Genomic DNA, 12,125 nt, shown 5'->3' on the forward strand with positions numbered 1-12,125 from the left:
TCAGTAAATTCAACAACAACATGGTGAGCTTAAAACATTAAATGGATGGGGAAATAAATCTTTTTTGACATAGAATACAATTAAATTGTGAATTTACAACCAATTTCATTTTGTCATAAAAAAGCCTCAGTTACATCTATAACTGAAGCTTTTTTCACATAATTTCAACACTCTACCAATACTTTGTAAAGTGCAGCATTGTTTGCTCATTTTCCATGCCCATTTTTTTATAAAGTGATTGAGCAGATAGATTATCATGTGCTGTTTCTAGTGTTATGTACCGGGCATCATTTGTTTTACAATAGCGATAACATTCTTCCATTAAGGCTTGTGCAACACCTTGTTTTCGAGCTTCTTTGGAAACAAATAAATCATTTAAGATAAATGCTTGCTTCATTGCTACGGATGAAAATGTAGGATACAACTGAGCAAAACCAACTGGTATGGTATCAATATAAGCAAGTAGTAAATGAGATTGCTTTTGTTTTAATCGAGAAATTAAAAAATCTTTTGCTCCTATTAAGTCACTTGTTTTACCATAAAATTGACGATATTGATCGAACAAATATGCTGCATCATCAATTGTATCCAAGGTTAGTATTTGAATTTCCATTATTTGTGCTCCTTTCGCGTTTTTTTATACAATCATAAACAGAATACTGACATATTGATAGTCACAAAATTAAACTTTTTCCCATGTCAATCAAATTTAGGAAGTATTATTGATATGCATTATGAAATTTTATTATATAGAATCCGAATGGAGAGATTAAAATGAATATTCGAAAATTGTATCCTAATGAAAAACCGCCTATCAATCTATTGCTATTGGCAGATCCATCTGAATCACTTGTTGAAGAATATTTGAATAGGGGAGATTGTTTTGTAACGGAAATGAATAATCAAATTATTGGAGTCTATGTACTACTTCCCACAAGACCTGAAACAGTAGAATTAGTAAATATTGCTGTAAAAGAATCTTTCCACAAAAAAGGGATTGGAAAACAGTTAATTTTTCATGCCATCCAAATAGCAAAATCAAAAGGATACAAGACAATTGAAATAGGTACTGGAAATTCAAGTATTGGCCAACTAGCTCTTTATCAAAAGTGTGGATTCAGGATAACTGGTGTTGACCAAAATTTTTTCATAAGACACTATGAACAAGAAATTTTTGAAAATGGTATACATTGTAAGGATATGATTAGATTATCACTAGATATTTAAAGAAATTCCTAATTATAGATGATGAGTCATGCTTAAAAAGTAGGTGATGGTCATTGGAAATTGAAAAACTAAAAATTGCATTTAATAAGCTAAGTGACTATATATTTTTTGATGAAAATCAATGTTTTCGTGAACAAGTTAGTTCGATTCAACAAATAAAAAAATTCATAGAAGATACTGAACCAATGATTCAATTTTCATTGAAAAATGATGAAAAGTATTTTTTGTATAGTGTATTAGGATATGCATATCGGGTGATAAATCAAGCAGAACAAGCTATTTTTTACTTTCAAGAATGTATAACATTAACTGAACGGAATCCTAAATTGAAAATGATAACGTTAATTCGTTTAGGAGAAGCGTATAAATACGCGAATTTACATAAAGAAGCCCTTGAGCTATTCGATCATGCATTAAAGCTTTCAATCGAATTCAATATGACAAATTATGATGACTTTATATATCAGCATAAAGGTAAATGTTTAATGGAGATGGGTGAAATAGAGTTAGCCAAGAAATATCTAAACACAGCTCTAAAAATTCGAAAAAGAAAAGGTAATATAGAATTGATAAAATCAACACAGATAGTGCTGGATTACTTAAACAATGGCTCTGTTAAAGGTAAATGTTGATATTTGAGACCTGCCCAAATTGTTGATATAATCATTATAAGAACAAATATTCGGGGGGGAGGTTATAACGGTGAGCAAAGCGTTTAGTAACTTGTTAAAGTAAATCGACAAATTACCGCACACAAAAAAAGAACAAGTTTACCAATGGGTTAAACGCTATGTTGAACCTTCTTCCTCTGTTGGTGGTCGATTAATCAATGAAATGAGGGGAACCCGCTTCAAAGAAGGATTCGAGTGTCCTCATTGTTCATCGGAACACGTTGTTCGGTTCGGAAAATACAATGGTCGGCAACGGTATCAATGTAAATGTTGTGGTAAAACCTTTACTGATACAACCAACACCGTCTTGTACCGTTCTCGAAAAGGTAACGAATGGATTACATTTGTTGATTGTATGTTCAAAGGTTATTCCCTGCGAAAATCGGCTGAAATCGTAGGGGTTACTTGGGTTACGCTTTTTTATTGGAGACATAAACTGTTAAACGCCTTGAAACAAATGGACTTTGAACATTTTGAAGGTATCGTTGAAATGGACGAAACCTATTTCCTTTACTCTCAAAAGGGGCAACGTGGCATTACGGAACGTAAACCCCGCAAACGTGGAGGAAAATCAAAACACAGAGGAATCAGCCACGAACAGGTTTGTGTCCTCGTTTTGCCAGAGACCGAACAAAAGCAACTGTCTCCAAAGTTGCCTGTATGGGGCGTATTGTAAAACCGAAAGTCGATGCCTTGATTGGTTCTAAACTGTCCAAAGAAAACGTGATTGTAACCGATGCTTGGAGGGCTTACAAAACCTATGCGAAAGAAAAAGGTTTAGAGCATTACCGTATTAAATCAGACGGTGGCAAACACGTTATTAAAGGGTTATATCATATTCAAAATGTCAATGGTCTCCATTCCCGTCTAAAACAATGGATAGACCGCTTTAAAGGTGTAGCAACAAAGTATCTCGACAACTACCTTGCGTGGTTCTTGATTGTCGATAGTCGCAGTAATGAAAGCACAAAACAGCATTTAAAAGAATTTCTATTAACATCATTTGTATTTGAAATGACGGATACTTATGATAGTTTACGCCTCTCAAAGTTCATTGTTTAATTCCTTTTCTAAAAACGTAATTTAATCTATATCAAAAGGATAGGTGGTTATTTGGACATTAAATTCTCGTTTATTTTAAATACATATACGCCAAAAGAAACTGAACCACAGTATTCCGCTTATGCCAATGGTTTAATTGAAGGCGAGTTAAAGATTTTACTAAAAGAAAGAGTATTTTTCTATGACCCTTACATCAACGTTGCAGAGCTGGGAATTCAATTAGGAGAGTGGCTCCAAAAAGTTCAAAAAGGAATTAAAGTAAATATGAACTATGAGACTATTGACCACAACGAGGTAGTTCTTAACTTTCTATATGAATCCGATGACAATTGGAATATTTTTTCAATTTGGCAGGATTTTGAGTCAAAAGAATTCATTACTACTGCGAAATTAGTGGAAGCTGTTAAAAATTATTTATACGATTTAAACAATGAATTAAAAGCAATCAACTATGTTGTGAAACTTGATGAGTACCTAAAATAAAACTGTATTTAGTGAGGGAAACCTTGTTTTTATAGGTTCACTTAATTTTAATCAAAAAAACAACATTAAAGTTAAACAGAGCCTAAACAATAAAGGTTTTTAAGTTAAAAAATCTAAACTTTCAATACCATCCTAACTGTTTTTAGAATATGTCCATCAAATTCATCATCAAACTCAGAAACGACTTTAAATCCTTTTGCATGATAAAAGTTTTTTCCAATTACATTGTCATTTTCTACATTGATATAAATCTCTTTAACATTATTAAAATATTCTATTCCTTTTTGCAACAAAGCAGTACCAATACCATTTCCTTGATACTCTGGGTAAAGATAAATGGCTCCTAATTCAACTATTCCATCTTCTTTAATAGGAGAGTAGTTAGCAAATCCAACAATCTTATCATGAAATTCAGCGACAAATAGAATAGTACGTTCCACTCGTTTTTTCAGATTATCATCACTATATGCTGTATTTAAGAAGTTATCCTGAACTTTACGTGGGATAATCCCATCATATGTACTATGCCAACTAACTTTAGCAACATCTTGAACTTGGGGGATATCTTCCACTCTCATTTTACGTGTTGTAAACTTCATTTTCCTCAACCCTTCTATCGAGATAATTGTAAATAGAAATAAAAAAATTTATCAGGGATCTAATTTCTCAATTTGAAGTAAATTTGTAGTTTGGTAATTTATAACATTCTCGGAATTAGGGGACTTCCAACTAACATTTATAAAGTAAGTATTATTTACCTCGATTAAATTCCATAGCTTTTCATCATCAACTTTAATAGAAAATTCTTGATATGGACTGAATAAATTCTCCGCTTTAAAATAAAATGTTCTTTTTCCTTCTGTACTCTTATACTTCTCAAATATCTTGGCATTCATTGTTGATGAATGAAAAATTAAGCTATTGTTCTTCTTTTCAGCAGTAGAATACAATTGGAAAATAACCCCTATGACGCAAAACAAAGATATGAAAATAATCATTTTTTTGATAAAATGGATATTAATAGCAATCATTCTTTTCTTAGTATTATAACATTAGATTCTGATAAAAAAATCTTTATATTATATTAAGAGTGTTGATCTAGGATAAAACTGGATAGTCATCACACGTAATACAAAATAATTAAATGGAGGGATTAAGTAAGGAAATTTTCGATTTTAGCATTGTCTATTGTATTATTTTTTGTTTTTGGGACATCTACTTCTACTGCTAAGAAAAATGACGATATTGATTTTTTACTAATACCTTATCAAAAAGTTCTGGATAATCTTAGTGAGGAATTTGAAATCACTTTTTATGTAGAAAATAAAAATAAAGAAAAATTATATAACAAAGTAAAAGATATGACGCCAAAAAAGTTTGAACAATCACTTAGAAATCAATTCAAAGAATCTCAGCAGTACATGCATGATGCATCTTATGATAATGGTGAAAACCATTCATTTGGACCACATAATATCCCGAATGCTCATGGTTCTGTACCAACAACACCATTTTAATAACATTTGATGAAAAGCACAGTCCTCATAAATTTGGAAACTGTGCTTTTAAATTTAAGAGAAAATGTGATTATCTAAAGTGTGCTGCAATTATCATTCATCTTGATAATTCTTGAGTAAATATTTACTGTAAGAAAGATGAATCTTTGTTAATAAAATATACGTAGATAAAATACAAATACATATAGATTGAGGAGGGGATAATTTGAAAAGAATAGTTGGTTTATTGTTTTTATGTATCATGGCGTTAACTTTATTTGCTTGTGGTCAAGATCAAGCAAGTGATAAAGAAGTTTTGGAGCTTCTAAAAGATTACAAGACCGTACAGTATAACATTAAAGACCCATTGAACCCGCCATCTGGAACAGAAATAGGAGAAAAAGTAAAAGGTTACTTTAGAGAAGATGAGTATGAAAAACAAATGGCTAATCGAGTTTTTCAAATTGCACCTGAAATAGCTAAAGCCTCAAATAAAAGTATCCAATTAGAAAATGTAAAGCTTAAGAAGTCAAAAGAAAATAAAGATGGAACAATTGATTACGATTACACAATAAAATTGAAACTTTATGATGATCAATCCTCTGAAGAAATTGAAAAAAATGGTCAATTAACAGTTGATGGACTTAAAATAACTCGTGATTGGGAAGATAGATCATCTTAAATTGGTAAAGAGGTAATTATCAAAACGAATTAAAGACTGAATCGATATTGATTCAGTCTTATTTCAATTATATTAAATGCTTACTTAGAATATTTGTATTCAATAAAATAATTGGAGTGATTAGATTATGTTATTAATTAGAAATCTTGAAAAAAATGAAAAGGAGTTTGAATTTTTTAAAGATATGTTATACGAGTCTATATTTATTCCTGAGAATAAGCCCTCAAAAGAAGAATTACTTAACTCATCAAATATACGAAAATACCATGAAGATTGGGGAAGAAAGGGAGATAGGGTATTGATTGCATTTAATACTGAAACTCAACCTCAACCTGTTGGAGCAGCATGGTACAGATTATTCGACGAAAATAATAAGGGTTATGGTTATATCGATTGCAATACTCCTGAAATAGGAATTGCGATTTCAAACGAGTTAAGAGGGATGGGGGTAGGAACTTTGCTTATGCGTAAAATAATTCAACAAGCAAAGAATGATGGCTATAACTCAATTTCGCTTAGTGTTGACCTTGAAAATCGTAATGCGATCAATATTTATAAAAAATTAGGTTTTAAAGATTATGAAGTAGTTGGAACATCTAAAACTATGATTAAACAATTATAACCTTGTTAATGAAAGTAGCTTTAATAGTTGTTTATTCTCTAATAAAACAACCTATTAAAAACTTAGACGTTAATTTATGGTAAATATAAGAGGAGACATAGTATGCGTGAGAAAAAAGTTCGAGGAATTAATCGGAAATCTAATAATTTTATTAAACGAATTGAAGAAAACACTACTGAGTTTCCAACGGAATTTTACAATGGTTATTGGCATCTACACCTACCAGTTGCTCAAGACTTTATAAGTTCCTACAAAACACCAAAAAAAATTAAACGCCTCAGTATTCATATACTATTAGATAGAGCTGAATTTCTAATTGGATTGAAGCCAAATGACCAAGAAAAATATCGAATTGTGGTTGCTGTTGATTTACCTGAATTATGGAGTTCGCAAATTATTGTATTTAAAGGTGACTCCCATTTTAATGATTTCTTTAACAGGAATGACGAATATCAAAAGTGGCTTTATCTACCTGACAATAGAAACATTCAAACTGAATGGGGATTATCTGTACCAAATGCCTTGCAAATATTAGGTTTTAAAGAACTAATTACTGATGAGGACGGATACTACTATGAAGGTGAAATATGGTTTATTGGTGAATTAAAATAAACTTAAAGGGACATCTAAATTAAGATGTCCCTTTTTTCTTAGTCAAAAAAACAACAATATCGTTTAACAGAGCCTTTTACAAATTAAAAAGACTGACATTTGAATAACCATTAAAATATTTAATTATTACAAAAATGGTAATTTGTATAAATTATGGAATTGTGATAATTTATATCTATATTATTGTATAAAGTTACAATCATCAAATTTATTTTTTAAAGTACATAATTCGACATAAAATTGTATTTGTAAAAAGAGGTAGGTGACTTTGGTTGCATCAAAGAAAACAAACAAACAAAAAAAATGAAAAAATTTCCTTTCGTATGAATATTCTATTCTTTACTATTTTTGTCCTATTTTCTATCTTAATTTTACGACTAGGTTATATGCAAATTGTGAAAGGTGAAGTATATGTTAGAGAGTTGAAAAAAGCTGAAGAAATAACAGTGAATACGAATGTGCCTCGTGGACGAATCTATGATCGATCAGGTCGTGTTTTAGTTGACAATAAACCTAAAAATGCAATTACATATACCAAGTTTCCAACAACGATGACTAAAGAAATGCTTGATACTGCTGAAAAATTATCAAAACTCATTAAGATGGATACAAGTAAAATAGCGTTACTTGATAAGCAAAATTATTGGATCCTACTTCATAAAAAAGAAGCATATAAAAAAGTTTTTAAAAAAGAAGAGGATGCTATTAATAATAATGGGAAATTAACTTCTTCAGAAAAACAATCAAAGCTCGACGAATTAGTACGTGAACGTATAAGTGATGCAGAACTAAATAGTTTGTCGAAGAAAGATTTACAAATATTAGCTATTTTCAGCAAAATGGTGGCAGGTTACAATTTAACGCCTCAAATTATTAAAAGTGATAATGTGACCCGTAAGGAATTTGCTGTTGTTTCTGAGCACTTACATGAATTACCAAATGTAAATACAACAACAGACTGGGAACGTGTGAAAAAGTCTGATTTAAGTATTTTAGGTTCAACAACTACGCCAATAGAAGGTATTCCAAAAGATAAGTTAGATTACTATTTAGCTAGAAATTATTCGAGAAATGATCGAGTAGGAAAAAGTTATATTGAAGAAGAATATGAAGAGCTATTACAGGGGAAAAAGGCTGTTATAAAAAGTAAAACAAATAGTACTGGACAAGTAGTTGATACAACTACAGTATTTGATGGGACTCCAGGTAATGATTTAGTTTTAACTATTGACAGTGAATTGCAATTAGAATTAGAAGGTATTGTAGAAAGCCAATTACTTGCTTCAAAATCTAAATGGGGTTCTAGCTTACTTGACCGTGCATTTTTAGTAATGATGAATCCAAATACTGGTGAAGTTTTATCTATGGTAGGGAAAAAACTTGATCGAGATAATAATGGTAAAGTCACAGTTAATGATTTTTCAATTGGAACATTTACTTCTGCCTATGAAGTTGGTTCTGTTGTTAAACCTGCTACATTGTTAACAGGTTACTCTCTAGGTGCGATTACACCTAACCAAATTTTATTAGATACCCCAATTAATATTGCTGGTACGATAAAAAAATCGATTTTTAATCCATCAGGTGCTATGTATTTAAATGACTTAACAGCATTAGAAAGATCATCTAACGTTTATATGTTCCAGACTGCATTTAGGATAGCTGGTGTTAATTATGTACCTGGTGCTGCATTAAGTATAGATTCCAATAATTTTACAAAGGTCCGAAATTCATTTGCACAGTTTGGCCTGGGTGTAGAAACAGGAATTGATTTACCTGGCGAGACAACAGGTGTAAAAGGACAGGAAACTATTTCAGGTAAATTTCTTGATTTAGTCATTGGCCAATATGATACTTTTACTCCTTTACAATTGGCACAATATGTTTCAACCATTGCAAATGGAGGAAAGAGAATACAACCCCACGTATTAAAAGAAGTTCGTAAACCTTCTGAGGATGGTAAAAAGTTAGGAAGTATTATCGATGAAGTAAGTCCAAAAGTTTTAAATACAATTAATAATTCAAAAACAGAAATTGATCATGTGAAAAAAGGGATGCACAATGTATATTATGGAAATCAAGGTTCTGCAGCGTTTAACTTTAAAAACACTAAATTTGATGCAGCTGGGAAAACCGGTACAGCTGAAGTAGTATACTATGGTCCAGAAAAATCAGCATATGGTACAAAAACATTAACAATTACACATATAGGTTTTGCACCATATAACAACCCTGAAATTGCATATGCAGTTGTAATTCCGTGGGTTACGACATCAGGTACAATTACCGAATACACGAATAATATTATTGCAAGACAAGCCATTGAGAAATATTTTGAACTACAAAAGAAAAAAATGCATAATATAGATCAAACTGTTGGACAAAAAGTTCAAAAGTCTAATTCTGATTTAAAGGATTGATTTGGGAGTCTTAAAAGAGCTGAATAATTTTATTTACCTCGAATTAGATAATTGGTGAAATAATTAGTATTTGAGGAGTTTTACTCAAGTAAGAAATTTTGTAGATTGGAAATAAAGAAAGTGGTTTGGGATAAATCAGTATTAGTGAGTTTTTTCCCCCTAATACTGATTTATCTTGTAATCGAATTATTATCATTCATAAGGACATCCTAATTTCAAGGAGGTCTAAGAATGGTAATTCGAACTATAATTGTGGTCTTACTAATTAGTTTGAATTTTTCAATGGTAGCTTCAGCTGAAGCCCCACTTAAAGCAGCTTTTATTAGAAATCATCAGTTGTGGTTAAAAGAAGGAGATATAGAAAGACAACTAACAGTAGGCAGAAATGTTTCTTATCCTAAGTGGTCATACGACGGAAGGTTTATTGCTTATTTAGATGGTGATGAAAAGCCATATTTGTATATTTATGATTTGAAGAAAAAGGAAAATTATCAGCCTTATATAGTTGAGACAAGAAATTTTAAATGGTCACCGGTATCAAATCAACTTGCTTACACTGACGATGGTGTTCTAAACGTCACAAAAACAAAGAATGGTCAACCAAAAGGTTTTGATAATGTTTCTCTGGGGGTAAGTGATTTCGAATGGTTTCCGAACGGAAAAGATTTTATCGTTTCGTCTCAAGCAAACCTGCTTCCTACTGGATGGCAACCTGTTCATCTTTTTAAAGTTCCTGTAGATGCCAATCTTGATACAAGCAAAATTAAGCCGTTTTATACGATTCAAACAAATCCAAATGATTTATTTGCCATTGATGCTGTAGCGTTTAAATGGAGTAGTGATGGAAATTGGCTTAGTTTTCTGGCAATTCCTACTGCATCTTGGTCAATGGATAGCAATACCCTGTGTGTCCTTTCATCAGTGGGCGGTGACTTTCAAGTAATAGGTAAGATGCTAGAGAAAGGTGATTGGATAAAATGGGCACCTACAAAAAATCAGCTAGCGTATATATCTGGTGAAGGTAGATTTTATGTTGATAACAAAAATACGACCGTTACCGATATTCCTACAGTGAGCGAAAAAAAGGTATACACGCCTAAAGGATATGTTGATCTTGATTTGGATTGGCTCTCACCAGAAGAGGTAATTGTTGCCCGAGCAAAAGAAAATAAGGAGTGGAAATTGGGGGCAGTTCCAACTATGTTTACTTCACTTTATGTCATCAATTTAAAATCAAATGAACAAACGCAGATTACTCATCCAAAGAAAAATGAAATGGATGATGCACCTCAAGTTGTTGGTCATAAAATTACTTGGTATCGTAACACTGAAAAGCATAACAAGGGAGAGGTATGGGTTAAAGAAAGCAAAAATGGAGTAGAACGACTCTGGATAAAAAGTGTTGATTCTCCAGCAACTTTTTTAACAAGTAGGAAATAAAGCAGTTTATTTCTAAGAATAAAACAAGGGAATTCCGATAATAGGGTTCCCTTTTTCCTTTAAAGCTGCTATTTATTGAATAGGGGTATAAGTATAATTCCGTAAATCACAACACATAGAAAGAAGGATCATCATGAAGAAGTACATAGGGGAAATACTTTTGTTAATAACTGCTATTATATGGGGAAGCGGATATATCGGGATGGCAATTGGGCTAGAACATCTAACGGTATTCCAAATAATGGCGGGGCGTTTTATAGTTGCGACCATTTTATTAAGTTTATTTTTTTGGAAGAAATTAAAGCTGATAAGCAAATCGGTTTTATTGAAAGGAGCAATACTTGGAGGAATTCTATTTATTGCATTTACCGTGCAAACAATGGGGCTTGTCTATACAACACCGTCAAAAAATGCATTTTTAACGGCAATTAATGTAATTATCGTACCTGTTATTGCCTATATAATCTATAAAAGAAAATTTGATCGTTTTGAAATACTAGCGGCTGTGTTAGCTGTTGTAGGGATTGGTTTTTTATCATTACAAGGTTCAATGACGATTAATGTTGGGGATTTCCTATCTCTGGTAAGTGCAATAGGATTTGCTTTTGATATTTTTTATACAAATATGTTTGTGAAAACGGAAGATGCATTAGCATTAACAATTGTTCAATTTTTAACGGCTTCGATATTAAGTATCACTGCAGTCATACTATTAGGAGAGGTACCAACAACTATATCAACAGAAGAAATATCTGTCATATTTTACTTAGGCGTATTTTGTACTACCATTGCATATGTTTGCCAAAACATCGGGATGCAGTATGCTAACCCAACAAAATCAGCGCTTCTTTTATCAACAGAGGCACTTTTTGGGACAATTTTCTCTGTCATGATCCTACATGAAATTTTAACAGGACGTATGATTATTGGAGGGATTTTAATTTTAGTGGCGATACTTGTTGCTGAATTAAAGCCGAGATTTAGACACCAAGAGAGACTAGAAGGCAAAGCGCATGACCAATGATTACAAACCATCTAAAAGTAAGATGCGGTAATATGTAAGACTGTTTCAGGTATAGTAGGAGCAAGACAGTTTATGACGAAATAGATCATATCACTTCTATAGATTTCTTTTTGGATATAAATGTTAATGCTGCTATGAAGAATGTGAAAAAATACACTTATACGAAAGAAGCAGGCAATAAAATGTGGATGAAGCGTATTATAAAAATCATAATTGATAACGATTCATCTGAAAAAGGCTGTTAAGGTGTAATTACGTAATTTAAAACTAAATGTATATTTGACGCTTCAAATCCTTTAGTGTAAAGGGTTTGAAGCGTTTTTTTGTTAAGTAATAGAGGTATATAAGAATCTATCAGAATCAGGTGTTTTTTTACAAACTTAACT

13 protein-coding genes and 1 pseudogene are annotated in these 12,125 nt (G+C 31.7%); 11 read left to right on the plus strand and 3 right to left on the minus strand.

All coding sequences use genetic code 11. The features are described 5' to 3' along the window. Window positions 1–172 precede the first annotated feature (172 nt). On the minus strand, window positions 173–613 hold the full coding sequence (locus ABE048_RS04530; protein ID WP_430309445.1) for a GNAT family N-acetyltransferase: 441 nt from the start codon (window positions 611–613) through the stop codon (window positions 173–175). Window positions 614–774: 161 nt separating this feature from the next. Between ABE048_RS04530 and ABE048_RS04535 the strand changes: the two genes are divergently transcribed. From ABE048_RS04535 to ABE048_RS04550, 4 genes and pseudogenes are all read left to right on the plus strand, one after another. Beyond that, on the plus strand, window positions 775–1,227 hold the full coding sequence (locus tag ABE048_RS04535; protein WP_430309446.1) for a GNAT family N-acetyltransferase: 453 nt from the start codon (window positions 775–777) through the stop codon (window positions 1,225–1,227). A gap of 53 nt (window positions 1,228–1,280) precedes the next feature. Next, complete coding sequence (locus ABE048_RS04540) at window positions 1,281–1,859, plus strand: tetratricopeptide repeat protein (RefSeq protein ID WP_430309447.1); 579 nt, start codon at window positions 1,281–1,283, stop codon at window positions 1,857–1,859. 103 nt (window positions 1,860–1,962) lie between these two features. Continuing rightward, a pseudogene (locus ABE048_RS04545) lies at window positions 1,963–2,960 on the plus strand (IS1595 family transposase). 51 nt (window positions 2,961–3,011) lie between these two features. Beyond that, window positions 3,012–3,443, plus strand: coding sequence for a hypothetical protein (locus tag ABE048_RS04550; protein WP_430309449.1), 432 nt, complete (start codon window positions 3,012–3,014; stop codon window positions 3,441–3,443). Window positions 3,444–3,556: 113 nt separating this feature from the next. On the opposite strand, the gene ABE048_RS04555 is transcribed toward ABE048_RS04550, so the two are convergent. Further along, entirely contained in the window at window positions 3,557–4,042 is a 486-nt protein-coding gene (locus ABE048_RS04555) for an N-acetyltransferase family protein (protein WP_430309451.1), read from the minus strand. A gap of 51 nt (window positions 4,043–4,093) precedes the next feature. Then, entirely contained in the window at window positions 4,094–4,393 is a 300-nt protein-coding gene (locus ABE048_RS04560; RefSeq protein ID WP_430309453.1) for a hypothetical protein, read from the minus strand. Between the two features lie 231 nt (window positions 4,394–4,624). Here ABE048_RS04560 and ABE048_RS04565 point away from each other — a divergent pair, with 231 nt between their 5' ends. The 7 genes from ABE048_RS04565 to ABE048_RS04595 all read left to right on the plus strand — a co-directional run bounded on the left by ABE048_RS04565 (window position 4,625) and on the right by ABE048_RS04595 (window position 11,739). Beyond that, the gene (locus ABE048_RS04565; protein WP_430309455.1) at window positions 4,625–4,960 is read left to right on the plus strand and encodes a hypothetical protein; all 336 of its coding nucleotides are present in this window, start codon (window positions 4,625–4,627) and stop codon (window positions 4,958–4,960) included. Between the two features lie 205 nt (window positions 4,961–5,165). Continuing rightward, entirely contained in the window at window positions 5,166–5,621 is a 456-nt protein-coding gene (locus tag ABE048_RS04570; protein WP_430309457.1) for an LptM family lipoprotein, read from the plus strand. A 127-nt stretch (window positions 5,622–5,748) separates the two neighbouring features. Continuing rightward, window positions 5,749–6,243, plus strand: a complete 495-nt coding sequence (locus ABE048_RS04575; protein WP_430309458.1) for an N-acetyltransferase family protein — start codon at window positions 5,749–5,751, stop codon at window positions 6,241–6,243. 102 nt (window positions 6,244–6,345) lie between these two features. Next, window positions 6,346–6,855 (plus strand): DUF3916 domain-containing protein, encoded by a 510-nt coding sequence (locus tag ABE048_RS04580; RefSeq protein WP_430309460.1) that lies wholly within the window; start codon window positions 6,346–6,348, stop codon window positions 6,853–6,855. Window positions 6,856–7,127: 272 nt separating this feature from the next. Next, window positions 7,128–9,275, plus strand: a complete 2,148-nt coding sequence (locus ABE048_RS04585) for a peptidoglycan D,D-transpeptidase FtsI family protein (protein ID WP_430309461.1) — start codon at window positions 7,128–7,130, stop codon at window positions 9,273–9,275. A 231-nt stretch (window positions 9,276–9,506) separates the two neighbouring features. After that, window positions 9,507–10,715, plus strand: coding sequence for a translocation protein TolB (locus ABE048_RS04590; RefSeq protein WP_430309463.1), 1,209 nt, complete (start codon window positions 9,507–9,509; stop codon window positions 10,713–10,715). A 133-nt stretch (window positions 10,716–10,848) separates the two neighbouring features. Next, window positions 10,849–11,739, plus strand: a complete 891-nt coding sequence (locus ABE048_RS04595; RefSeq protein ID WP_430309465.1) for a DMT family transporter — start codon at window positions 10,849–10,851, stop codon at window positions 11,737–11,739. The last annotated feature ends 386 nt before the right edge of the window (window positions 11,740–12,125 follow it).

Source organism: Rummeliibacillus pycnus (genome assembly GCF_050459865.1).
In the GTDB taxonomy this organism is placed as follows: domain Bacteria; phylum Bacillota; class Bacilli; order Bacillales_A; family Planococcaceae; genus Rummeliibacillus; species Rummeliibacillus pycnus_B.

Excerpts from the sequence above, each read along its gene's own strand:
- ABE048_RS04590 (WP_430309463.1), top strand. The coding sequence starts at position 9,507 with ATGGTAATTCGAACTATAATTGTGGTCTTACTAATTAGTTTGAATTTT.
- ABE048_RS04595 (WP_430309465.1), top strand. The coding sequence starts at position 10,849 with ATGAAGAAGTACATAGGGGAAATACTTTTGTTAATAACTGCTATTATA.
- ABE048_RS04555 (WP_430309451.1), bottom strand. The coding sequence starts at position 4,042 with ATGAAGTTTACAACACGTAAAATGAGAGTGGAAGATATCCCCCAAGTT.
- ABE048_RS04580 (WP_430309460.1), top strand. The coding sequence starts at position 6,346 with ATGCGTGAGAAAAAAGTTCGAGGAATTAATCGGAAATCTAATAATTTT.
- ABE048_RS04535 (WP_430309446.1), top strand. The coding sequence starts at position 775 with ATGAATATTCGAAAATTGTATCCTAATGAAAAACCGCCTATCAATCTA.
- ABE048_RS04530 (WP_430309445.1), bottom strand. The coding sequence starts at position 613 with ATGGAAATTCAAATACTAACCTTGGATACAATTGATGATGCAGCATAT.
- ABE048_RS04575 (WP_430309458.1), top strand. The coding sequence starts at position 5,749 with ATGTTATTAATTAGAAATCTTGAAAAAAATGAAAAGGAGTTTGAATTT.